The organism is Rhizobium sp. CFBP 8752 (assembly GCF_014842035.1).
GTDB classification, from domain to species: domain Bacteria; phylum Pseudomonadota; class Alphaproteobacteria; order Rhizobiales; family Rhizobiaceae; genus Neorhizobium; species Neorhizobium soli.
Genome location: NZ_JACYUZ010000001.1, coordinates 998,231 through 1,021,706 on the forward strand (window position 1 = coordinate 998,231; position 23,476 = coordinate 1,021,706).

The 23,476-nt window shown below is 60.9% G+C and carries 22 protein-coding genes; 7 read left to right on the forward strand and 15 right to left on the reverse strand.

Going from position 1 to position 23,476, the window contains the following annotated elements:
* Window positions 1-74 precede the first annotated feature (74 nt).
* A complete protein-coding gene (locus IFT59_RS04795) occupies window positions 75-314 on the forward strand; it encodes a hypothetical protein (protein ID WP_192086228.1) in 240 nt (79 codons plus the stop codon).
* Window positions 315-434: 120 nt separating this feature from the next.
* Here IFT59_RS04795 and IFT59_RS04800 read toward each other — a convergent pair whose 3' ends face one another.
* The 5 genes from IFT59_RS04800 to IFT59_RS04820 form a co-directional block, all read right to left on the reverse strand.
* Complete coding sequence (locus IFT59_RS04800) at window positions 435-1,676, reverse strand: saccharopine dehydrogenase family protein (RefSeq protein WP_113110775.1); 1,242 nt, start codon at window positions 1,674-1,676, stop codon at window positions 435-437.
* Between the two features lie 53 nt (window positions 1,677-1,729).
* Window positions 1,730-2,827, reverse strand: a complete 1,098-nt coding sequence (locus IFT59_RS04805) for a carboxynorspermidine decarboxylase (protein ID WP_113110774.1) — start codon at window positions 2,825-2,827, stop codon at window positions 1,730-1,732.
* A gap of 155 nt (window positions 2,828-2,982) precedes the next feature.
* Window positions 2,983-3,399 (reverse strand): GFA family protein, encoded by a 417-nt coding sequence (locus tag IFT59_RS04810; protein ID WP_192086229.1) that lies wholly within the window; start codon window positions 3,397-3,399, stop codon window positions 2,983-2,985.
* Between the two features lie 71 nt (window positions 3,400-3,470).
* On the reverse strand, window positions 3,471-4,004 hold the full coding sequence (locus IFT59_RS04815; RefSeq protein ID WP_192086230.1) for an SRPBCC family protein: 534 nt from the start codon (window positions 4,002-4,004) through the stop codon (window positions 3,471-3,473).
* Window positions 4,001-4,411, reverse strand: a complete 411-nt coding sequence (locus IFT59_RS04820) for an ArsR/SmtB family transcription factor (RefSeq protein WP_192086231.1) — start codon at window positions 4,409-4,411, stop codon at window positions 4,001-4,003. Before IFT59_RS04820 ends, IFT59_RS04815 begins: the two co-directional genes overlap by 4 nt.
* Window positions 4,412-4,590: 179 nt before the next feature.
* On the opposite strand from IFT59_RS04820, the gene IFT59_RS04825 reads away from it, so the two are divergent.
* Window positions 4,591-5,433: an alpha/beta fold hydrolase gene (locus IFT59_RS04825; protein ID WP_062582859.1), complete on the forward strand. Its 843-nt coding sequence runs from the start codon at window positions 4,591-4,593 to the stop codon at window positions 5,431-5,433.
* 163 nt (window positions 5,434-5,596) lie between these two features.
* Here the strand turns inward: IFT59_RS04825 and IFT59_RS04830 are convergent, their stop codons facing one another.
* From IFT59_RS04830 to IFT59_RS04850, 5 genes are all read right to left on the reverse strand, one after another.
* The gene (locus IFT59_RS04830) at window positions 5,597-5,917 is read right to left on the reverse strand and encodes an ArsR/SmtB family transcription factor (protein WP_062457893.1); all 321 of its coding nucleotides are present in this window, start codon (window positions 5,915-5,917) and stop codon (window positions 5,597-5,599) included.
* A gap of 114 nt (window positions 5,918-6,031) precedes the next feature.
* Complete coding sequence (locus tag IFT59_RS04835; RefSeq protein WP_192087107.1) at window positions 6,032-6,808, reverse strand: HugZ family pyridoxamine 5'-phosphate oxidase; 777 nt, start codon at window positions 6,806-6,808, stop codon at window positions 6,032-6,034.
* Between the two features lie 103 nt (window positions 6,809-6,911).
* Window positions 6,912-7,985: a choline ABC transporter ATP-binding protein gene (gene choV, locus IFT59_RS04840; protein WP_062455615.1), complete on the reverse strand. Its 1,074-nt coding sequence runs from the start codon at window positions 7,983-7,985 to the stop codon at window positions 6,912-6,914.
* Entirely contained in the window at window positions 7,982-8,857 is an 876-nt protein-coding gene (gene choW, locus IFT59_RS04845) for a choline ABC transporter permease subunit (protein ID WP_062455618.1), read from the reverse strand. Before choW ends, choV begins: the two co-directional genes overlap by 4 nt.
* 145 nt (window positions 8,858-9,002) lie before the next feature.
* Window positions 9,003-9,950: a choline ABC transporter substrate-binding protein gene (locus tag IFT59_RS04850; protein ID WP_430243817.1), complete on the reverse strand. Its 948-nt coding sequence runs from the start codon at window positions 9,948-9,950 to the stop codon at window positions 9,003-9,005.
* Between the two features lie 193 nt (window positions 9,951-10,143).
* Here IFT59_RS04850 and IFT59_RS04855 point away from each other — a divergent pair, with 193 nt between their 5' ends.
* The 3 genes from IFT59_RS04855 to IFT59_RS04865 all read left to right on the forward strand — a co-directional run bounded on the left by IFT59_RS04855 (window position 10,144) and on the right by IFT59_RS04865 (window position 13,095).
* Window positions 10,144-10,725, forward strand: coding sequence for a thymidine kinase (locus tag IFT59_RS04855; protein WP_192086233.1), 582 nt, complete (start codon window positions 10,144-10,146; stop codon window positions 10,723-10,725).
* Window positions 10,726-10,821: 96 nt separating this feature from the next.
* Window positions 10,822-11,793: a hypothetical protein gene (locus IFT59_RS04860; protein ID WP_192086234.1), complete on the forward strand. Its 972-nt coding sequence runs from the start codon at window positions 10,822-10,824 to the stop codon at window positions 11,791-11,793.
* A gap of 111 nt (window positions 11,794-11,904) precedes the next feature.
* Window positions 11,905-13,095 carry a DUF2333 family protein gene (locus IFT59_RS04865; protein ID WP_192086235.1) on the forward strand — a complete coding sequence of 397 codons (1,191 nt, stop codon included), beginning with the start codon at window positions 11,905-11,907 and terminating at the stop codon, window positions 13,093-13,095.
* A 21-nt stretch (window positions 13,096-13,116) separates the two neighbouring features.
* Here IFT59_RS04865 and IFT59_RS04870 read toward each other — a convergent pair whose 3' ends face one another.
* The 4 genes from IFT59_RS04870 to IFT59_RS04885 form a co-directional block, all read right to left on the reverse strand.
* On the reverse strand, window positions 13,117-13,836 hold the full coding sequence (locus IFT59_RS04870; protein ID WP_062455631.1) for a helix-turn-helix transcriptional regulator: 720 nt from the start codon (window positions 13,834-13,836) through the stop codon (window positions 13,117-13,119).
* A 226-nt stretch (window positions 13,837-14,062) separates the two neighbouring features.
* Window positions 14,063-14,584: a TIGR00645 family protein gene (locus tag IFT59_RS04875; protein ID WP_082472017.1), complete on the reverse strand. Its 522-nt coding sequence runs from the start codon at window positions 14,582-14,584 to the stop codon at window positions 14,063-14,065.
* A gap of 141 nt (window positions 14,585-14,725) precedes the next feature.
* The gene (locus IFT59_RS04880) at window positions 14,726-17,044 is read right to left on the reverse strand and encodes a TonB-dependent hemoglobin/transferrin/lactoferrin family receptor (protein WP_192086236.1); all 2,319 of its coding nucleotides are present in this window, start codon (window positions 17,042-17,044) and stop codon (window positions 14,726-14,728) included.
* Between the two features lie 228 nt (window positions 17,045-17,272).
* Window positions 17,273-18,868 carry a DUF2235 domain-containing protein gene (locus IFT59_RS04885; RefSeq protein WP_174196397.1) on the reverse strand — a complete coding sequence of 532 codons (1,596 nt, stop codon included), beginning with the start codon at window positions 18,866-18,868 and terminating at the stop codon, window positions 17,273-17,275.
* A 186-nt stretch (window positions 18,869-19,054) separates the two neighbouring features.
* Between IFT59_RS04885 and IFT59_RS04890 the strand changes: the two genes are divergently transcribed.
* Window positions 19,055-20,734, forward strand: coding sequence for a formate--tetrahydrofolate ligase (locus tag IFT59_RS04890; protein WP_192086237.1), 1,680 nt, complete (start codon window positions 19,055-19,057; stop codon window positions 20,732-20,734).
* Between the two features lie 166 nt (window positions 20,735-20,900).
* Window positions 20,901-22,049 (forward strand): ceramide glucosyltransferase, encoded by a 1,149-nt coding sequence (locus tag IFT59_RS04895; protein WP_192086238.1) that lies wholly within the window; start codon window positions 20,901-20,903, stop codon window positions 22,047-22,049.
* Between the two features lie 16 nt (window positions 22,050-22,065).
* On the opposite strand, the gene IFT59_RS04900 is transcribed toward IFT59_RS04895, so the two are convergent.
* Complete coding sequence (locus IFT59_RS04900) at window positions 22,066-23,349, reverse strand: extensin-like domain-containing protein (RefSeq protein WP_192086239.1); 1,284 nt, start codon at window positions 23,347-23,349, stop codon at window positions 22,066-22,068.
* Window positions 23,350-23,476 lie beyond the last annotated feature (127 nt).

Consider the following 23,476-nt stretch of genomic DNA (forward strand, 5'->3'; position numbering starts at 1 on the left):
GAAAAGACAAGCGCTTACCCTTGCGGTGGCAGGCCTGACTATTTACGGAGGGGGTTCAAAAGTAAGGGATTTTCATGAGCAGAATTATTTTGGTTGTTTTGGTTGTTCTCATCGCAGCGACCGGGTTTATCGTGCAGCGCTGGTATAGCTACGTGTCGAACACGAGTTCGGCGTATGACGAGGTCGGTATCGAGATCAACAGCCGTCTGCCGGGACCGTTGAACAAATGGGGCTGCGACAAGCTGCATGCGACGTTCGGCGAGGTGCCGCCGCCCTATGGCTGCGCGAGCGCCGACGGGACGTCCTGGCGCTGAGTGGACGGGCCTGACTTTGCCTGGATGGTGAGGGCAGCCTCGTTTTCACATCGTTACAAAGAAAAAAGCCCGCGATCGCTCGCGGGCTTTTTTGATGCTTGAAGGGCTGATGTTCCGATCTCAGTCGAAATGCAGCTCGCGTTCGCCGTTTTCGTCGCGGATGCAGGTCTGCAGGCCGATCTTGTTCAAGATGTTGAGGAAAGGCTTTGGCGCCAGTTCTTCGACGTTTGCCATCTTCTTCACATCCCATTCACCTGATGCCACCAGCATGGCGGCGGCGACCGGGGGAACGCCCGCGGTATAGCTGATGCCCTGGGAGCCCACTTCGTTATAGGCTTCCTTGTGGTCGGCGACGTTGTAGATGAACACCGTGCGTTCCTTGCCGTCCTTGATGCCCTTCACGAAATCGCCGATGCAGGTCTTGCCTTCGTATTCCGGCGCGAGCGACGACGGGTCGGGCAGGCAGGCCTTGACGACCTTGAGCGGCACGACTTCGGAACCGTCGGCAAGCTTGACCGGCTGCTCCGAGAGAAGGCCGATCGACTTCAGGACGGTGAAGACGTTGATGTAGTGATCGCCAAAGCCCATCCAGAAGCGCACGTCGGCGCCATCCATGTTCTTTGCCAGCGAATGCACTTCGTCATGGCCGCAGAGATAGGCGCGGCGGGTGCCGACGACCGGCAGGTCGTAGTCCTTGCCGATTTCGAACATCTTGTTGACGGTCCATTCGCCGCCCTGCCAGGCGTAGACGACACCGGTGAATTCGCGGAAGTTGATTTCCGGATCGAAGTTGGTGGCGAAATACTTGCCGTGGCTGCCGGCATTGATGTCGACGATGTCGACATCGGTGACCTTGTCGAGATAGTCATCCTTGGCAAGGCGGGCATAGGCGTTGACGACGCCCGGATCAAAGCCTGCGCCGAGGATGGCGGTGATGCCCTTTTCCTCGCATTCCTGCGCACGCTTCCACTCGTAGTTTCCGTACCACGGCGGGGTTTCGCAGATCTTGTTCGGCTCTTCGTGGATGGCGGTGTCGATATAGGCGACGCCGGTATCCATGCAGGCGCGCAGCACCGACATGTTGAGGAAGGCGGTGCCGACGTTGATGACGATCTGGCTGCCGGTCGCCTTGATGAGGGCTTTGGTGGCTTCGATGTCGAGGGCGTCGAGGGCGTGGGCTTCGAGCTTGCCTTCTACCTTCATCGCCTTCTTGTCGTGGACCGAGGCGATGATGGCGTCACATTTCGACTTGGTGCGGGAGGCGATATGGATATCGCCGAGCACGTCGTTGTTCTGGGCGCATTTGTGCGCCACGACCTGGGCGACGCCACCGGCGCCGATGATGAGTACGTTCTTTTTCATGGTGGGGACGAGTTCCTTCAAGTCCAATCGTCAGAAGCCGCTGAGCTTTGTGCTCAGGATAGGCTTTGTTCGTAGTCCGCGTAGCCGAACTCGCGGACCGTCCTGAGGCTGCCATCCAGTTCACGGATGGCGATTGCCGGCATTTGCACGCCGTTAAACCAGTTTTTCTTGACCATCGTGTAGCCGGCGGCATCCTGGAAGGAAATGCGGTCGCCAACTTTCAGTTCATTCGGAAAATCGAACTCGCCGAAAATATCCCCGGCAAGACAGGACTTGCCGCAGACCATGGCACGATAAGGCCCCTGGTTTGGATGAACCTTTGCGTTTTCACGGTAGATCAGGAGATCCAGCAGGTGCGCTTCGATGGAGCTATCCACCACGACAAGGTTCTTGCCGTTGTAAAGGGTATCGAGGACGGTGGTTTCCAGCGTCGTCGAGCGGGTGATCGAGGCTTCGCCGGGTTCGAGATAGACCTGGACGCCGTACTCGCCGGAAAAGCGCTTGAGGCGCTCGGCAAACAGGTCGACCGGGTAATCGTCGCCGGTGAAATGGATGCCGCCGCCGAGGCTGACCCATTCGGCCTTCTTCAGCAGGGGGCCGAACTTCTGCTCGATTTCGCCGAGCATGCGATCAAACAGCGAGAAGTCGCCGTTTTCGCAGTTGTTGTGGATCATGAAGCCGGAGATCAGGTCCATGACCGGCTCGACCTGTTTCTGGTCCCATTCGCCCAGCCGCGAGAAAGGGCGGGCGGGATCGGCGAGATCGAAGGTGGACGAGGAGACGCCGGGGTTGAGGCGCAAGCCGCGGGTGATGCCCGACGACTGGTTTTCGAAACGCTGCAACTGGCCGATCGAGTTGAAGATGATTTTGTCCGCATGCGAGACGACCTCGTCGATCTCGTAATCCGCATAGGCCACTGAATAGGCGTGGGTTTCCTTGCCGAAGCGCTCATGGCCGAGGCGGACTTCGTTGAGCGACGAGGACGTGGTGCCGTCCATATAGTCGCGCATGAAATCGAACACCGACCATGTGGCAAAGCATTTCAGCGCCAGCAATGCTTTGGCGCCCGACGTCTCGCGAACAGCGGCGATCCTCTCCATGTTGCGGAGAAGTTTCGACTTGTCGATGAGGTAGTAGGGTGTCTGGAGCATATCGTGCGGTCGGCCTCGTGACGGTCTAGGGAAAGCGTATGGCGCCTATTGCCTCAGGCGGCTGTCATCTTCAAGACCCGAGGGCCAAGATTGTCGAAAGGGCCGCGGTTTGGCAGCCCTTTGACAGAGACAGAGACGGTTCCGTTTGCCTCGCGTCAGGCTGCGGGCGGCATCTTCGCAAAGCGCGCGAGGGCCGGGTCGAGGTGGTCCCACGGCTGGGCCGCGTCGGTCCACGTGATCATCTGCGGCCGATATCGGTCTGGTGCGTCGAGGCTTGCTGCGCGGATGACAAACATGTCCGGCATGGCCGGAAAGGTCATGGAGACGGGCGCGCCGCAGGTTGGGCAAAAGGCGCGTCTTTTCACGGTGCCGCCATCGCCTGTTGCTTCCCAGTGACTCGGCTGGCCCTCGATCGTCACCGTCGCTCCGACGAAGACGAGATTGGACGTGTGGCCGGTGCCGCTTTCGCGCTGGCACTGACGGCACTGACAATCGACCATGGCGACGGGTTTGCCGGTGACGGTGTAACGGACGGCGCCGCAGGTGCAGCCGCCGGTAAAGGGTTCATGCATGGACGCTGCTCCATTTCTGGTTGCCGGTGCCTGAGGCTCGCGCCGGGGCGGGGTGTGGTCGCTAGAGGATCTCAGGCGGGAACGATGGCTTCGTATTCCTCGCGCAGACGAAGCCATGCGGGCCAGAAGGCGGCAGGATTTTGGCCCGCTGCCTTGACCTCGAGGATGTCGAGGTGGGCATGCCAGCCCGCGCCGACCATGACCATGTTGCGACGGTCGGAAATGCGGCGGTGGGTGAGGGTCAGAAGAACATCCTTGCCGACGGCCTGCAGTTCGATCGAGACCTCGCCTGAGGGTGGCCAGGAGAAGACCACCCGGTGGGGTGCTTCGAAGGCGATCATCTCGCTCTCCATGCGCTGTTCTTCGGGAAAGCCTTCCGGGCGGCCGGCGGGATCATCGCTGAGTTCATCATTGCGCCAGACGAGCTCGAACGTGCCGCCGGGCTGACGCGGCATCGTGCCGGACGCGAGCCACTGGCGGCGCAGATCGCTGTCGGTGACATAGTCCCAGATGCGTTCGATCGGCCCTGGCAGCTTGCGCTGGATCGTCAGGGCGAGGGGTTCTGTCATGAAGGCGTGCCTGCTCAACGATGTCATGTCGGTCATTGATCGTCTCCCGGTTTGCTGTGCGGTTTTCCTTCGGCTTTGGTGGTGGCCTCGCCTTGCGGGCCGGTGGTCTTGATCGCATCGTCCTCGCGCAACAGCCGGTCGAGCGTGTCGAGGCGGGCGGTCCAGAAGCGTTCGTAGAAGGCCAGCCATTCGTGGGCGGCGGCGAGCGGGCCTGGCGAAAGGCGGCAGAGATGCGTACGGCCCTGGATTTCCCGGCGGACCAGCCCGGCTGCCTCCAAGACCTTGATGTGTTTCGACGCGGCTGCCAGCGACATGTCGTAGGGGGCTGCCAGTTGTCCGACAGTCTGCCCACCGCTTGCAAGAGCCGTTAGCATCTGCCGGCGCGTGGTGTCGCTCAGAGCCTGAAAAACCGCACCGATCTGATGTTCCGTTAATTCAACCATAAGGTTTAACTTAGAACCTCCGCCGCAATTGTCAACCATATTGTTGAATGTCTGGTTCTAGCTTTTATCAAGAGTTGCAAAAGCGAGAGGGAATCATAATCTGCAGGCGCTGCCCGATGTACCGGTCAGCCAAATGCAGACGTTCACCTCTCACCTGTCATATCAATCGAGGGTAAGCCATGAGCAGCAGCTACATCACCACCAGCGACGGCACGCAGATCTACTTCAAGGACTGGGGCAGCAAGGACGCCCAGCCGATTGTCTTCCATCATGGATGGCCGCTTTCATCCGATGATTGGGACGCCCAGATGCTGTTCTTCCTCGACCAGGGTTACCGCGTGATCGCGCATGACCGTCGCGGGCACGGCCGTTCCAGTCAGACCGATACCGGCAACGAGATGGACACATACGCGGCAGACGTTGCCGAACTGGCGGCGCATCTGGACCTCAAGGAAGCCATCCATGTCGGTCACTCGACGGGTGGCGGCGAGGTCACGCGCTATGTCGCGAAATTCGGCCAGCCGCAGGGCCGCGTTGCCAAGGCCGTGCTGATCGGTGCGGTGCCGCCTGTCATGGTACAGAGCGACAGCAATCCCGGCGGCCTGCCGCTGTCTGTGTTCGACGGTTTCCGTACCGCACAGGCGGCCAACCGGGCGCAGTTCTTCCTCGATATCCCGACCGGACCGTTCTACGGCTACAACCGCGACGGTGCTGAGGTCTCCGAAGGCGTGATCCGCAACTGGTGGCGTCAGGGCATGATGGGCGGCACCAAGTCGCATTACGATTGCATCAAGGCATTCTCCGAAACCGACTTCACGGAAGACCTCAAGGCGATCGATCTGCCGGTTCTCGTCATGCATGGCGACGACGACCAGATCGTGCCGATCGCCGATTCGGCGATGCTGTCATCCAAGCTTTTGAAGAACGGCACGCTCAAGGTCTACGAAGGTCTGCCGCATGGCATGGCGACGACGCATGCCGATCTCATCAACGCTGATCTGCTGGCGTTCTTCAAGGCATAGTCAAAACAGAAATGGCTCGTCGCGAGACGAGCCATTTCCAGAGATTTCATCGGTTTCAAAAAATCTTACAAAGCAAATTTCAAAAAGAAAAAATGCTACCAGCCATGCCGGCAACGCTGTGTGGATGCGTTCTGACCCGCCGCGTCATGCAGCGGACAAGATTTCAGGCGGCTGCAGATTTCGTCTCAGCCGGGATGCAGTAGATGTTTTCAAGCGTCGACAGGACCTTGAGAACCGAGTCCGCGGAACTCGAATAATAGATCGTCTGCGCATCGCGGCGCGTCTTCACCAATTTCTGCGCGCGCAGCTTGGACAAGTGCTGTGACAGTGCAGACTGGCTCAGGCCAACTTGAGTAGCCAGTGCCCCCACAGCTACTTCGCCCTTGACCAGGCAGCACAAAATCATCAGCCGCTTTGGATTTGCCATCGCAGACAGCAAATTCGCTGCTGCATTCGAGTGGTCTGAAAGTGGCATCGTTTCCATCATATCTCTATCCCCTCTTCCTGAGCATGCCGTGCTCCGGTAATGCCGTAGTCCCTGGAACTGACTAAACCAGCAGACATCAAAGTTGTATATCCCTAGATTTTGGGTAGTCGACTACACTGTTTTAGACATATTGAAAATATACTGGGACGCGTGCTCGGGGGACGATTGCAACGTCCTGAACTCATGTCTCAGCAATGTGTCTCCGGCGATCAGATCTAGCCCGGCGCTATCTGCACCGACGAACCGCCATTGACCAGCATTCTTTGCGCCGAGCCGTGCGGCAAGGCTGTTCGCTTCGTCCGTCAACTCTCTGATATCGCGCGAGAAATTACTCCATTCCTCGCCGCTTCCAGGGTTCGCGATGACAAGGTCGCTGCCATCCAAGACATAGGCCCTGCCAAAGCCGCCGTTGAGCGAGGCCGACTGCGGAACAAGGCGAAAAAAGTAGAAATCCGGAAAGTCGATATAGAGTTTTGCTTTCGGATGACGGTCCAGAAACCGCTGGCGGATGCGCAGATGGACGGGACTATCTCTTTCCACTTTTTCCGCAATGCACTGAACGGTGATTCGCGGATGGGCGAGCGGATCGCCCTTGCCGGTCTCGCCGGCGAGTAGAGAACAGCGGGGATCGCCTGCCAATCCCTTCGTATGACCCGACAGCGCCGATACGAGAATCACCGGCACGCCATCAAGATCGGTTCCGGTCAGCACGCGGCTTGCGGAGGGAAAACCGCTTGTGGGATCAAGCACCGCAAGCGCCATGTGACGGGCGCCGCGCACCAGCATCCGCGCAAGGTGGCGTGCCTCCTCATCCGTGTCACGCAACACGCTTTGATCTTTCGAAGGTTCCTGCGCAGAGGTCGGTGGAAGAGCCTGTCTCACCGTCATTGCGCCCTGCAGCTCGTCGGTCAAAATATTCACCAGTTCTAAATTTCAAATCTCTATAACAGCAGATCATTAACAAACGAGTGTCAGTCCGCCTTGATTTGCATCAAGTCCGGCGTCGGTGGCGTGTCAGACCTGCAATCACGTCGTCAGCCGTAATCGCGCCGACGACGGCGCCGTTATCGACGACCGCGATCGATCCCCTCTGTCGGGCCAGCGCATCCATGATGTCGACCAGCGGCGTGGTGCTCTTCGCTGTTGCCGACACCGGCGGCGCCCCGGCATCGGCGGTTACGCCTTGCCGCATCACGTCGCCCGCGGTGAGCAGGCTGATCGGGTTCATGTGCTGGACGAAATCGGCGACATACTGGTTTGCAGGTGCCTGGACGATCTGCTGCGGGGTGCCGCACTGGACGATACGGCCGCCTTCCATGATGGCAATGCGGTTGCCGATGCGGAAAGCCTCGTCGAGGTCGTGGCTGACGAACAGGATGGTCTTTTTCAGGCGGCGCTGGAATTCCAGCAGCTCGTCCTGAAGGCGGGTGCGGATCAACGGATCGAGCGCCGAAAAAGGTTCGTCCATCAGCAGGATCGGTGCGCCGGTGGCAAAGGCGCGGGCAAGGCCGACACGCTGCTGCATGCCGCCGGAGAGTTCACCCACCTTGCGATCCGCCCACTGGCTGAGGTTGACGAGTTCCAGCTGTTCGTCGACGCGCTTGCGCCGCTCCGGTTCGGCGACGCCGGCAAGCTCCAGCCCGAAGCCGACATTGTCGGCGACGGTGCGCCACGGCAGCAGCGCGAACTGCTGGAAGACCATCGAAACCGTGTGCATCCGAAGATCGCGCAAGGTGCGGGTGCCGGCCTTGTAGGGATCGACCGGTCCGGACGGGGTGGCGACGCTGACCGCGCCGCGCACGACCGGCGCCAGACCATTGACGGCGCGCAGGAGCGTCGACTTGCCGGATCCGGACAGGCCCATCAGCACCAGGATTTCGCCTTCGCGCACCGACAGCGTGGCATCGGCGACTCCGAGCACGATCCCGGTTTCTTCCGAGATCTGGTCGCGCGTCATGCCTTGGTCGAGCAGTTTGACAGCCCGCTCCGGGTTGTTGCCGAAGATGATATCGACCTTCGAGAAGGTGACGGCGGCAGGCGCTGTCCGGTTCATCGCGTCGGTCATGACTTGCCTCCCGGTTCTGCCGTTCTGAACATGCGGTCGAGAATGATCGCCAGGATGACGATGCAGAAGCCGGCATCAAAGCCGCGGGCGATGTTGACGGTGTTGAGCGCGCGCACGACCGGTACGCCGAGACCGGGGGCACCGACAAGCGCTGCGATTACCACCATCGACAGCGACAGCATGATCGTCTGGGTCAGACCGGCCATGATCTGCGGCATCGCGTAAGGGAGCTCGATCTTGCGCAGGACCTGCGACGGCGTCGCGCCGAAGGCGACGGCTGCTTCGGTCAGAGATCCGGGCGTCGAGATGATGCCGAGGCGGGTGAGTCGGACCGGGGCGGGGATGGCGAAGATGACGGTTGCGATAAGGCCCGGCACCATTCCAAGGCCGAACAGAATGAGCGCCGGGATGAGATAGACGAAGGTGGGAATGGTCTGCATCAGGTCGAGGATCGGCCGCAGGATTTCGTAGAGCCAGGGGCGACGGGCGGCAGCGATTCCGATCGGAATGCCGACCGCCATGCAGACGGCGGTGGCTGCAAGGACTAGCGCCAGCGTCTCCGTCGTCTCTTTCCAGTAGCCCTGGTTATAGATTAGCAACAGACCGATTGCGGTGAAGGCTGATATCGAGACGGATCGTCTCAGCCAGAAGGCGAGCGCCGTTACGATGGCGATCAGCACGAAGGGGTTCGGCCCCTGCAGCACGTACAGGATCGCATCGATGACCGCCGACAGCACGGTGGCGAGCCAGTTGAAGAACCAGTCGGCATTGGTGGTCAGCCAGTCGACCGCATCTTTCGCCCAGTTTCCAAGGCGGATCTTGCCGGTGGAATCCACAAGCCAGTTCGGGAGCGAGTTGGTTAGCCAGTTCACGTCGCGTGCCTGCCTCGTCTGGAAGGAAATACAAGGAGCGAAAGCGTTACCCTCGAGGGCGCCCCCAAGGGTCTACCAACGTCAGCGGATCCTCGGGACGGGCCCGAGGATCACACCGCCGGCATTCGCCGGTTTGCGCCGCGTCTTACAGGCCGAGTTCGGCCTTGACCGCTGCCTCGGCGGGCTTGCCGTCCTTGGTGGTGACGCCGGCAAGCCACGGGGTGATCGCAGCGCCATTGGCCTTCAGCCACGTGGTCGCCGCTGCTTCCGGCTCTTCACCGTCGTTGAGGATGCCGCCCATGATCTGGTTTTCCATCGGCAGCGAGAACTTCAGGTTCTTGATGAAGGTGCCGACATTGGGGCATTCCTGCGTGTAGCCGGCGCGGACGTTGGTATAGACTTCGGCGCCGCCGAAATTCGCGCCGAACACGTCATCGCCGCCGGTAAGGTAGGTCAGCTTGAAGTTGGCGTTCATCGGATGCGGTTCCCAGCCGAGGAAGACGACGGGTTCGCCGGCCTTGTCGGCGCGGGCGACCTGGGCCAGCATGCCCTGTTCAGAAGATTCCACCACTTCCAGCTTCTTGAGGCCGAATGTGTCCTTCTCGATCATGCCGAGGATCAGGCGGTTGCCGTCATTGCCGGGTTCGATGCCATAGATCTTGCCGCCCAAAGCATCGGCCTTGGCTGCGATATCCTTGAAGTCCTTGATTCCGAGTTCGGCGCCCTTGGAATTGGTTGCCAGCGTGTACTTGGCGCCGACGAGGTTGGGGCCGATGGATTCGACCGACTTGTCGGTGAGGAAGGGCCGGACGTCGGCTTCCTGGGTCGGCATCCAGTTGCCGAGAAAGACGTCAATATCCTTGTTTTTCAGCGACGAATAGGTGACCGGCACCGAAAGCACCTTCACATCCGTCTCATAGCCGAGCGCCTTCAAAAGGACGGAGGCGGTGGCGGTCGTGGCGGTGATGTCGGTCCAGCCGACATCGGAGAAACGGACGGTGCCGCAGCTTGCCGGCTCGGCGGCCGAAGCAGCTCCGCTCAGCGCCATCATAGAGACGGCGGCGGCCAGAATGGTCTTGGTCGAAACGGTCATGGTCATTTTTATGCTCCCCATTAAAATCATGCCCAACCTTATCAATATCTCTCCGAAACAGGCAAGCTTGTGCATCACGGCGTCTGAAGCCACCATTTGCGACAAGGCACCGATTGATGGGTCGTTCGCGTATTTTTTGTGGGTTTTGCGTGGCAGCGCTTTTCTTCGATGCCGATCGGCATCACAAAGCCGCATGGCCAAGCTTTACTTCCACTATGCAACGATGAATGCCGGCAAATCGACCATGCTGCTGCAGGCATCCTACAACTACCGCGAACGCGGCATGCGCACGGCAATCTTCATCGCCGACTTCGACCTCCGGGGCGGCCAGGGGCGCGTTGCATCGCGAATCGGCCTGTCATCCGACGCGATCCCGTTCAGCCCAGAGGACGATCTCTATGCGGAGATCTCAAAGCTGCATGGGCAAGAGCCGCTGACCTGCGTCTTTATCGACGAGGCGCAGTTCCTGACCTCCGAGCAGGTGTGGCAGCTTGCCCGCATCACCGACCGCGTCGGCATTCCGGTCATGGCCTATGGTCTGCGGACTGATTTCCGCGGAAAGCTGTTTCCGGGGTCGCAGGAGTTGCTGGCGATTGCCGACGAACTGCGTGAAGTCCGCACGATCTGCCATTGCGGACGCAAGGCAACGATGGTCGTGCGTGTGGATGCCGATGGCGAGGCGCTTCGCGAAGGCGCACAGGTTGAAGTGGGCGGTAACGACCGCTACGTCTCGCTTTGCCGTCGGCACTGGGAAGAAAAGATGCGCTGCTGGTAAGCGGCGACGCGAAGACTGGCATTGTTCCCGTTTGCGTTGAAACGACGTAGCGATTTTTCCAGCCTGTGATACCTTGAAATTCTCCCGGACGGTGGCATGGCCGCGGGAGTGCTTTGGGGAGGGCAGGGCATGGGAGATTACCGGCGATTTCACGAGGAAATATCCCGGATCGCGACGGCGTTTCAGGCAATGTGGGACGAGCTCGCCACATCCGAAGCGATGCTTTCGCGAGGGGTGAAGGACAGACACGTTCCAGATGTCGCAGACCTCGAAGCCGAGGCCGAGCGGCAGGCACGGGTGACGATGATGGGCGACGGCCTGGAGGCGGATCTCGCCAAAGCGGTCGGCGCGTTCGGCGATGCGGTGACGAGGCTGCGGCAGACCTTCGACGATCCTGTCGAGCCCACCAGTTTGAAGCGCATACTCGGCTGGACCACGAAATGGTCCGGTCAACGTTCGGGGCAAAATAGGACGGGCATCGAGCCCGTGAAGCAGCTCCTCGATGTCGGAAATGCGTTCTACACGCTGCTCGACAAGGAACGTGTCGCGCTGATGATGGGACGCTACCGGTTCGAGAGGGGGCTTCTCGACCTTGCCGACCACCGCAGGGAGCTGGTGCGCGGGTTGATGGGCGAGGATCTGTCCAAACCCGACGCGGTGGGCCGGACGGAAGGCCTTTTCCGGCTGATGAACGGTATAACCGACCGGATGAATGCCAGCGTGATGACGCTCAATATCTTGCGCCACAAGGTGCTTTTCGACACCGGCGACCTGCTGGCGGTTCATCAGGCGCTCTGGCAGCGCGATCCACCGCTGCAGGGTCTTCTCCCCTACAGTGTTCCGGTAGCAGGGGTATTTGCCGAGAGTGCCTGGCGGGCCTCCGGTGCCGGGCAAGCAAAACGGGCGGCGCAACAGGCTTTTGCCGACCGGTTCCTGCCGAAGGCGGAGACCGATCCGGTGTCCGTGACCGATGGGAGCGAGCCTGGAGAGGTGACGGCTGTGAAGAGCGCCAGTGACGGGCGCTGGAGGATGCCGCACTGGCCGTTTGGCGGCTATCTGCGATCGTAAACCCGTGCTCCGCTGCCGATTTTTGTGCAGCGCGGTTGTTTGCCTGCTTGCGGAACCATATCTGTTGGAACAACCGGGCGTACCTATCGGCCCCACAGACAGGAGAACAGGATGCTCGATCGGCTCAAGGCCTCACTTCAGACCCTGGGCAAGGCGATCGCAAGGGGCATCGGACTGCTCGTCGCCGGGATCGTCTGGCCGTTTCGTGCCGCTCATGGCTGGTATGGCGAGCGGCACCTGATGGTGAAGGCGCCGATCCTGGCATTCCTCGTTATCCTGTTTGGTCTTTACGGCTATTTCTTCGTGCAGACCCAGATCTGGACCGGGTTCAACCCGAGCTTTGTCGATGCCTATCGCTGGAATGAGCGCACCGTGCCGGCCGGCCAGGACCTTCCTGCGACGGCGCCCGTGGCGGCGGCTGCTGCCGAAACATCGAACGGGACGGCCGCGTCTTCTCCCGTGCCCGCCGCGCCTGTTGTGGCTGCCCGCCAGTGCCAGTCGTCGGCGATCGTCGATGCGGCGGCGGATCTGACCGACGCCAACGTGAACCAGAATGCGTGGATCTCGTCCATGCTGCTCTACCGGCTCGGCTTCTTCGGCATCAGCTGGGACAACACGCCATTTCTCGACAACAAGGCTTCGTTCCAACGCGGCGTGAACCAGGCCGTGCGGCGCACGTCCAGCGAACTTGTCGATACGCTCGGCCGCGTGCGTGGCACGTCGGGTGTCAACACCAACCTACAGGATGCCCGCGGCAACCTGCAGTTTGATGAGTATTCCTGGTATTTCGGTGTCGATCCGTTTGGCTTCAAAACGCCGACGCCGAGCTACTATCGCACCGCGATCGAAAAGCTGCGGGCCTTCAACGCCGATCTCACCTCCTGCAACGCGACCTTCGACAGCCGCTCCGACAATCTCGTGCAGTTCGTCGACCGGATCGCCAATGATCTTGGTGCGACGGCTGCGATCCTGCGTGACCGGTCGGAAAACCATGCGGCGGGCTGGTTCGATACCCGTGCCGACGACCGTTTCTGGTTCGCCTATGGCCAGCTCTACGGCTATTACGCCGTGCTTTCCGCCGCCGGTGCCGACTTCTCGCAGGTCATCCGCGAGCGCAACCTGACGCAGCTTTGGAACGAGACGCTGTCGCGTTTCCGCGCAGCACTTCGCATCCAGCCGTCGATCGTGTCCAATGGGGCGGAAGACGGGATGATCATGCCGAGCCATCTGTCGGTGATGGGCTTCCATACGCTGATGGTGCGCTCCAACCTCGTTGAAGTGCGCGGCGTACTGGATCGGTAAGACGGTGCGGCTGCAGCAGCGCTAGCTGATGAGCCGCAGTCTCAGCGCTTTTGCCACAAGCTGGGTGCGGTTGACGCAATCGAGCTTCTTGATGGCGTTGGTCATGTAAGCGTTGACCGTGTGATCGGAGAGGGAGAGGATCTTGCCGATTTCGGACGAGGTCTTGCCCTGTGCCGTCCAGCGTACGACTTCAAGTTCCCGCGTGGTCAGCGGCCCGAAGGTCGATGCCTGCTCCGATCGGCGGATGCGATCGAACACCGCGAAGGCGTGCAAAATAACCATGCCGATTTCGTTCAGTTCCGCCTGGGTCAGGCGCGGACGATCTCCCGACATGCGGATGCGGAAGCCGGTACCATCGACCGAATGAAGCGCCATCGCTACGCTGGTGATCATGCCGTACTGACGGCGCAGGGCGATCAGGTCCGGCGGGAGCTGGCCAGGCGAGTTGCGATCATCGAGACAGCAACAGTCCGGGAGCGACCAGCCGCTCGTGGCATCCGCCATCCGGGTGCGTGGCAGCAGCCGCAGTCGATCGAATTCGCGGATATAGTCCTTGGGAAGATTGGTCTCGACGATGATGCGGGACAGAAGCGTCTCGCTTGCAGGCGGAAGCTTGACCAGAGCGAAATGGCGCAAGCCAAATTCGCGTGTGGCCCGTTCAAAGACCGTCGAAATCTCCGCACGGGAGTAGGCTGCAGAAATTTCGCCGTTGAGGATCGATTGCCGCTCCAGCGTGATCATATTAGCTTCGAAAAAAGTGAATGGTTATTATGTTAAGCGCAACAAATATACTAATCGCTTTGTAAATCCAGCGGAAAAGTGAGCAAAAGCCCCCGTGTGGAGTAATTTTCCGAGATACTGTTATATTTGTCTCATGTATCGCCGAGATGGGCTCAGTCGCAAGCACTTTTGCGGTTCGTCAATCACCGGTCCCGCCTGCTCCGGGATGATTTAGACGCTGAGTCGGTCAAAGCTTGGTTTCGTGTTTGTGGGCCTTTGTCGTCGCCATGATCTTCTCCAGCCAGCCGAGCATGACGGCCGAGACCACAAAGGTGAGGTGGATGATCGTGTACCACATCAGCGTGGTATCCGAGTACTGGTTGGCGTTGAGGAAGATCTGCAGGAGATGGATCGACGAGATGGCAACGATGGAGGAGGCGACCTTGATCTTGAGGCTTCCGGCATCCAGTTTGCCGAGGAACGAAACGTCGGCTTCCGTTTCGTCGAAGCGGCTAACGAAGTTCTCGTAACCAGAGATCATCACCATCACGATCAGGCTCGCAACGAGTGCCGCATCAATGAGACCCAGCATGGCGAGGATCATTTCGGCTTCGCTTAGCGTGAAGACTTCCTTGGCGACTTTCCAGAACTTGAACATGAAAGACAGCGCGTAGACGGCGAGTGCGGCAACCAGGCCCAGATAGAAGACGACGAGCAGCCAGCGACTGGAGAGGATGATCTTCTCGACAAGCAGTTCCAGCGATTTCATGGGGGCCGTTCTCCGTTGCAGGCGCTGGAGATTCCCATAAGCCGGGCCGAAAACCGGTGCAAGATGCCTATCCTGACGAAAACGCCGCATCCCCTACGGGGAATGCGGCGTCCAGGATCAAAGGGCGATCGTCGGGAGGGATCAGAACTTCTTGGTCACGGACAGTTTGAAGCTGCGGCCGGGCTCGCTGTAGAAGTCCTGCGCCGAAGCCGACACGCCGTCCGGGACGCTGACCGCGTCAAAGTACTTCTTGTCGAACACGTTGAAGACGCCGGCCTGAACCTTGAGGCCGGAGAGATCGACGGTACCAACCTTTTCGGGTGCCCACCAGACGGTTGTGTCGACGAGACCGTAACCGGGTGCCTCGAAGCCGGTGCCGCTGACCTTGTTGCGGGAGGACGCAAGCGTCAGCGAGACGTCCGAGCCCCAGGTCTCGGATGAATAGCCAAGGCCGATGATGGCGCGCAGCGGCGCGACCGAGTTCAGGTAGTCGCCGGTATCGGTATCCTTGCCGTGCGAATAGGCAAACGAGCCCCAGGTGCGCCAGCGTGGATCGAAGCGCCATTCGCCACCCAGCTCGATGCCGTAGATGCGGACGTGGTTGAGGTTTTCGTAGCCGGTGATGCCGCCGACCGGGTACTCACCGCCTGGAGGCGCGATGGTGACCGTGTCGATGAAGTTCTTGTAGTAGTTGTTGAAGGCGGTCGCCTTGAACGAATAGTCGGCCGCGTCGTATTTGGCGCCGATTTCAAAACCGTTGCTGGTTTCGGTTTCGAGATCAGGATTGCCGATGCGGGCATAGGAGCCCGGAGCGCCGTAATTCTGGTAAAGCTCGGTCGCGGTCGGTGCGCGGAAGCCGCGGGCATACTGGGCGAACAGTTCCAGTTCCTGGGTCGCCTTCCAGCCGAAGCGGAGTTTCGGCGAGATGCCGAAGTCGTTGTTGCTTTCGAGATAGGCCGGATCGTAGTTCGGGCTGTCCTCGAAGCTTGCGGTCGATTTCGGATCGTAATCGTACCAGTCGAAGCGCACACCGGGCGTCACCGTCAGGCGGTCCTCGAAGAACTTGATGTCGTCTTCGGCATACATGCCGAAGATCATCCCGTCGACGTCAGGCATATCGGACGAATTGGAATGGAGCATGCGGCAGGACTGGGGACCAAAGGGTTGCGGGATGGTCGTCCAGTCGACATCAGGGCAATTGTCGACGCCGGAGGAGTATTGATAGGTCTTCTGCCAGGAGAGCTCGCCGCCGAACCGGAATTCGTGGCTGACGCCGCCGATGGTCAGTTCCTTCGAGGCGCTGCCGGAGATGCCGTAGCTATCCTGTGTCAGCTGGTTGTCTCGGCTGTAGATACCGCTTGGGGAGCCGTAGAAGAAGGGGTCGCCGGAAATGATTGAGCCGCGTGGATCGGTGAGGCGGAACCCGTCCGTCGTGTTGTTCAGTCGCTGCTTTTGCCAGTAGGCGATGATGCTCGCCTGATCGACGATGTCGCCGCCGCTGGGGGAGATAAAGTCGTAGGATGCCGACAGCCGCTTGCGATCGACCTCTTCGCCGCTCTTCAGCGTGCCCTGCTGGTAGCTCGTTGTCGTGCCGCGCATGTTGTCGCTGTCGATCTCCTTGTTGAAGAGTTCGCCGGTCAGGCCGAAACGATGGCCGCCCTCGATATACTGGTGGAACTTGGCGAGCAGGTTGCGCTGCCAGTAATCGCCTGGATTGGCCTCCGTGCGGGTGGTGCCGTAACCACCGATGTCGCCCTCGTTATCGGTCTCGTTGCCGCGCTTGTAGCCGCCCTGGAGCATGAACCAGCTGTCATTGTGTCGTGCGGCGATGGCGGCATTGTTGCCGAGGCTGCGGTCGGCGCTGTCATAGGTGCTCTTGGTCAGGGCGCCGAAATTACGGCCGTCCTCGATCAGGTCTTCCGGATTGATCGTGTAGAGCTGGACTGCGCCGCCAAGAGCGCCGGATCCGACGCGGCTCGAATCGGCACCCTTGGTGATATCGATCGTCGAAAGCGTGTCGAAATCGAAGGCGTTGTTGCCGCCACGGGCGCTATCGCGCGGGTCGGTCAGCCAGGGCTGGCGGATCCCGTCGATCGTCGTCAGGACGCGCTCGTTTTGCAGACCGCGAATGTTGATGCTCTGGCTCTGCCGGTTGAAGGTGACGCCGGCATCGACGCGGCGGGAGAAATCCTTGAAATCGGTGACCATCCGGTCCTGGATGACCTGACGATCTGTCGTCTCGGTCAGCGGCGAGTCCGACTTGCCGACGGAAGTCCCGTCGCGCAACACGATCGGCTTCAGGGCGGTCGTATCCTGGCCATCGGCAACCTGGGTCGCGGCGGTCGTTCCAGCGGCGGTCTGGGCAGTCTCCTGCGCCCATGCCGGCGGCGCGGCCGTGATCAGCAGAAGTGCGGCAGTTCCGGCGTAGAGATGGCGATGCCGCGACGAACGGGTAGGCATGGTGGTTCCCCTCAAAAAGACATGCAGAGACATCGGGCGCGGCGATAGCCTGCGTCCGGGTAACGTTCGGATTGTTTGATTTCCGCCGAAGCAGAAGCCCCGCAAAAAGCCTTAGAAATCTAAACTAAATGAGTCAAGTTTGAATCTGAGTGTAATACTCATGTTTTTGCGCGGCGTGTGGTGAGAGCACGCCGTGACGAGTGTTGGTCGTCGTCACGGCGTGGTTGGTCAGTGGCTCGGTGGTGGGTTTGCGGAAGACGGGGAAGGCGCGACTGTCAGCCTGACGCTGCCGCGGTTGTTGCCGTAGGCGCCCCAGGCATCGTTGGCGAAGCAGTAAAGATAGCCGTCGCCCTTCGGTGTGAATTTCGCCTTGCTGCGGATGAGAAACACCTCGTGGGGCAGTTTGAGAATGCCGTTCTTGGGCGTCTGCTGCTGAGCGGGCGGCGGCACGTCGTTGGCGATCACGCCGATCAGGCTGAACCAGGGAAGCTCCTCCTCGCGACGGGTCCACCAGAAATCCACCTGCTGGTTTCCGGTCGACCATTTCCACGCCTTCTCGAGCTGGCCAAGGCCGCTAGAGGCAATATGGGCAATCTCACCGGCCTGGAAGTTTCCTCCATCTTTCGGGCCATCGGCGTTGCACAGGACCGTGCCATCGGTCCACTCGCCTTTCGCGACGAACGTGTAGGTAATGCCCTTTTGCAGAAAGATGCCGGTGTCGTTCCAGTGGTCGCGTGCGAAGACGTCGACCTCTGCGGGCAGGTCTGCGTTGGCGTGCCGGTAGCGCCCCTGCGACAAGGGCGGGGTGCGGTGCCGCTCGGAGGCGGAGCTGTGCAAATCTTCTGAAGGCGTTGCGGTCACGTGCGGTACGGCGCGCGGTCTCGTTTTCAGCTTGGCGAAGATGCCACTGGCGGAATCATGCAGCACGCCGCGCGGATCCGGCCTCAGCTGGTTTTCAGCCCCTTCGCGGAATACGAGGCCGCAGCTTTTTGCCTCGTTCATCATCCACAGGAGAGCGCCGTCCGAAAGGCCCGTTGCGGCATAGCCACCGCCGACATCACCATGCACGCCTGGGAACCAGACCTGTTTCAGCGTTCCGGTCCAGCCATCCGGCTTGACCCAGAGCGTCGGCATGAAACTTTGGCGGAACTCGTCGAGCGCCACTGCATGGCGGGCGTTGAGGACGGCGGAACCGAGTGTCGTATCGTGAAACTCATGGTTCTCCGGGTTGTCGAGAAGGTTGAGAAACCCCATGTCATCGGGAATGCCGAGCGCGCCGACCGTATCCCAGACGCCGATGAACTGGATGAGCGTTGAGGCATTGCGGGTGCCGCCTGGGGCGACGTTGTGGAAGTGGATCTTGCCGGACTGTTTGCGCTTGGTGCCGGCTTCGCTCTTGGCGCGGTACTCCGTGAAAATCGCCTCGATCGCCTTCCAGGTTCCCTCTTCGTCGAGCTTAGAGGCTTTGATATCCAGAAGGCCGCATTTGGAGATCATGCCGCCGAGGCTGCGGACCGTGTAGGCGCCACGGCTGAAGCCGAACAGATAGATTTGATCTCCGGATTTGTAGGTGCTGGCAAGCCATTTGTAAGCGCCCTTGATGTTGTCAGCGAGACCCTTGCCGGTACCGCCTTCCACCGCACGTCGCCACCAGGTTCCGTCTGTGCCGACACCGGGGTGATAGTAGGCATCCTGTTTGATGCCAGCGGCATCCTTGTCGGCGACTGCATTGTAAATCTTGCGAACATTGGTCGGGCTAGGCTGGCCGCCATCCATATCGTCGGGCGTGTTCCAGGTGCCGTCGCAGCAGAGAATAAGGTTCATTGGTCGTTCCCCCTCGATCCCCCATGGATCAGAGATATATAAGATTGCATCGAATTAAATTGCAACTTTGGTGTGTGGATGAGCGCGTTGTAGTGTGCATAATCAGGGCGCTGTTCCCGTTCCGGGCTTGTCGTGGGGAAGCGGCTGTGGCCATGGTTCACGCAAACCAACAAGCGAGAGACAAGCATGGCCCCCGTTCCATCCGACATCGAGATCGCCCGCGCGGCAAAAAAGAAACCGATCGCGGACATTGGCGCGGCGCTTGGCATCTCTCCCGAGGCGTTGGTGCCCTACGGCCATGACAAGGCGAAGATCGGGGCCGATTTCATCGGCTCGCTCCAGGGCCGCCCCGATGGCAAGCTGATCCTCGTGACGGCGATCAATCCGACGCCTGCCGGCGAGGGCAAGACGACGACCACGGTAGGCCTCGGCGACGGGCTGAACCGGATCGGCAAGAAGGCCGTGATCTGCGTGCGCGAGCCGTCGCTCGGCCCCTGTTTCGGCGTCAAGGGCGGGGCTGCCGGCGGCGGCTATGCGCAGGTCGTGCCGATGGAAGACATCAACCTGCATTTCACCGGTGACTTCCACGCCATTACCTCTGCGCACAATCTCCTGTCGGCGATGATCGACAACCATGTCTACTGGGGCAACGCGCTCGACATCGACACGCGCCGCATCACCTGGCGGCGGGTGATGGACATGAACGACCGGGCGCTGCGCCAGACCGTGACCTCGCTCGGCGGCGTGTCGAACGGGTTTGCCCGCGAAAGCGGCTTCGACATTACCGTCGCATCCGAAGTGATGGCGATCCTCTGTCTGGCGCAGGATCTGGCCGACCTCGAAAAGCGGCTCGGCGATATCGTCATCGGCTACCGGTTCGACCGCTCGCCGGTCTATGCCAGAGACATCAAGGCCGACAAGGCGATGGCGGTGCTTCTGAAGGACGCGATGCAGCCGAACCTGGTGCAGACGCTGGAAAACAATCCGGCGCTGGTGCATGGCGGGCCGTTCGCCAACATCGCCCATGGCTGCAACTCCGTGATCGCGACGAAGACGGCGCTGAAGCTTGGCGACTATGTGGTGACCGAAGCGGGTTTCGGAGCGGATCTGGGTGCCGAAAAGTTCTTCGACATCAAGTGCCGCAAGGCGGGGCTGAAGCCCGATGCGGCCGTGATCGTCGCGACCATCCGGGCGCTGAAGATGAATGGCGGCGTGAAGAAGGACGATCTCGGAGCCGAAAATGTCGAGGCGCTGACGCGCGGCTGTTCGAACCTTGGGCGTCACATCGCAAACGTGCGCAAGTTCGGTGTGCCGGTCGTGGTCGCGATCAATCACTTCATCTCGGATACCGATGCGGAAGTGGCGGCGATCAAGGACTACGTCTCGCATCACGGCGCCGAGGCGATCCTTTGCCGTCACTGGGCGGAAGGTTCGGCCGGGATCGAGGAACTGTCCTACAAGGTGGTGGAACTGGCCGAAAGCGGTGCCGCCGCCTTCAAGCCGATCTATCCTGACGACATGCCGCTGATGGAAAAGATCGAGGCGGTCGCCACCAAGATCTATCATGCCGGCGAGGTGACGGCGGAAAAGCCGGTGCGCGATCAGCTGAAGGCCTGGGAAAGTGCTGGCTACGGCCATCTGCCGGTCTGCATCGCCAAGACGCAGTATTCGTTCTCCACCGACCCCAACCTGCGCGGTGCTCCGGAAGGGCATGTGGTGCATGTGCGCGAAGTGCGACTGTCGGCCGGCGCCGGCTTTATCGTGGCGATCACCGGCGAGATCATGACCATGCCGGGTCTTCCCAGCGCGCCGTCGGCCGAGCGGATCCATCTCAACGCGGATGGGCTGATCGAGGGGCTGTTCTAAGCAGGGAGGCTGCTCAGCGGGTTTTCTCCGGATCGTCTTGGCCTCTCGCCTTCGCGGGTGAGGGGCAACGTCATGCGTCTGTCACACCGAAATGGTCTGCTTGCCCTTACTCTTCAGGCACTGGCGGTGACCCGACGATTCGGGGCCGGCCATCGGGAACATCAGGATGGATCTTGTTCTTGCGACACTCGCCATCGCCCTTCTGGCGATCAATCTCTTCAGCATCGCGGTTGCCGGCCTGCGGCTTTCGCATCGGGACAAAGCGAGTGACAAGCCGGCGGTGATCAAGCCGGACGGTGTATCGATCGTCATTCCGGTGCGCGGCATCGAGGCCTATTCCAGCCTGACGCTCGCGCATGCATTCAAGCTCGAGTGGCCGGATTACGAGCTGATCTTCTGCGTGCAGGACGAGGGTGATCCGATCATCGCCGAGATCCGCTCGGCGATTGCCGCGCATCCGGCGGTGCCGGCGCGGCTGCTGATCGGCGATGACCGGATCAGCGCCAATCCCAAGCTCAACAACTGCGCCAAGGGCTGGCATGCGGCACGACACGAGTGGGTGGTGCTTGCCGATTCCAACGTGTTGATGCCCAAGGACTATATTCAGAACCTCGTCTCCGGTTGGCGGGCCGATACCGGGCTCGTATGCTCGACGCCGATCGGATCGCGTCCGGACGGGTTCTGGGCGGAAGTGGAATGCGCTTTCCTGAATACGCTGCAGGCGCGCTGGCAATATGTGGGCGAGGCGCTGGGGCTCGGCTTTGCGCAGGGCAAGAGCATGCTGTGGCACAAGCCGTTTCTGGATGCTGCCGGCGGCATCCAGGCGCTGGCGGCCGAGATTGCCGAGGACGCGGCGTCGACCAAGCTCGTCAACCGGCGTGGCAAGAAAGTGCATCTGGTCTCGGCGCCGTTCGAGCAGCCGCTCGGGCGCCGAGGGCTGGAGGAAATCTGGTCACGCCAGACGCGTTGGGCCCGGCTGCGGCGGGTGACGTTTCCGCTGTTCTTCACACCGGAGATTCTGCTTGGAGCGCTGCCGCCTCTGGCGCTTGGGCTGATCGCTGCCGTCCTGCTGGATCTCAATTCGGCAGCGGTGGCCGCAACGGTGTTTGCCGCAACCTACCTGCCGGAACTGGCCCTTGCGCGGGCCAAGGGCTGGCGGCTGTCGATCCTGTCGCTGCCGGCGATGATGGTGCGCGACGTGATGCTGCCGGCAATCTGGATCAGGAGCTGGCTTTCCGGATCGTTCGAATGGCGCGGCAATGCCATGACGATCGGCACCCAGGAAAGCCGGCTGACCGGCTCCTCGCCGGCCTGACCCTGGCCCTCAACGGCTACTCGCAGATGCGGTAGCCGCCATCCCTGTCGATGATATCCAGGTGAAGGTGATCCTCGTGCGCAGCATCGCTGCCGGGTGCGAGGACCGTCGTGAAATGCAGGCAGGCGCCGGCGGTGGCGGTCATCTGGAAGGCACCCTCCAGCGTATGATCGTCCTCCCGGCGCTTCATCACGACCTTCTCGCCATTGTCGAGCTTGAAGGCGGCGACATCGAAGGCGTTGCCGCGACCGTGCTCGGAGATCTTGCCGGTCGAGGCGCTGTTTCTGAGGCGGCACTGGTAGGTGGAGCCGGGAACGAGGCCGGTAATCTTGCGGCCTGGCATGGCGATGTTGAGCGCTGGCTGCACCGTATCCTTGAGCCAGTGGGCCATTGTCAGCGCCGTCTTGCAGCGCATGGTGGCGCCGCCGAGATCGACGCCGGGTAGAACCTGCGCCACCTCGATCGGCTGCTTGATGCCGCAGCCATTGCCGTCGTCGATCGGTTTGACGGATTCAAACTTGGCGCCGATGGCACCGAGGTCTGCAAGGCAGGCTTTCAGTTCTGCGGCGTCTTCCTCGACGAGAGGCGGAGGCGGCGGCGGGGTCTCGGCCTGTTCCTGCTTTTCGTCCGCAGGCTTATCGGCCGGAGTTTTGTCATCAGCAGCCTTGTCCTGCGGTGCCTTGTCGTCTAGCTTGGCAGTGTCCGGTTTGGCAGGATCAGTCTTGCCGTCGTCGCTCGCTGCAGCGGGCTTTTGCTCTGCTGGTTCTTCCGGCTTGGGAGTGGGGGTGGGTATGGTTTCTTCCGGAGCTTTACCGGTCTGTTCCGGGCTCTGGGTCTGTTCGGGAGCCGGGACGGGTGGCTCTGCGGGGCGCTCTGCCGGCTTCTCCGCAGGGGTTTCGGGCGGGTTCTCGGGCGTTGCTTCGACGGGCTTTGCGGCGACCTCAGGTGTAGCAGCGGCTGTTGCCGCGGTTGCCTCGGGCACGGGTTCACCACCCGGCTTTGCCATGGGAAGCGGAACGATAGCGAGGGCGGGGGCGGCGGGGATCGCGGCTCGGCTCTGGTTCTGGGCACCCTGTGCGGGGCGGGTCGACTGGTTTTTGCCGGACGAGGATTTGCGCGTAGACTGTTTGCGGGTGCGTCCGGCATCGCGCATGAACTGGTCGATGATGTTGATTTCGACAACGTTCGGCGTCGAGCCTTGCGGTGCTGGGCGGGCGGGCAGAGGCGCTGCACCCAGTGTCAGTGGTGCGCTCATTGCCAGCGAAGTGCTTAAAGCGAGAAGGCATAGAGTATGCTTCATCCTTCGGTCGTCCTTTCCCATGTTTCCGAGACGCAACGCGGATGACCCTGTTTTGGTCGCATTGTGGCCAAATAAATCCACTTGCGCGTTTGCCGGCGCCGCGCTAACAATTCGCTCCATGATGATT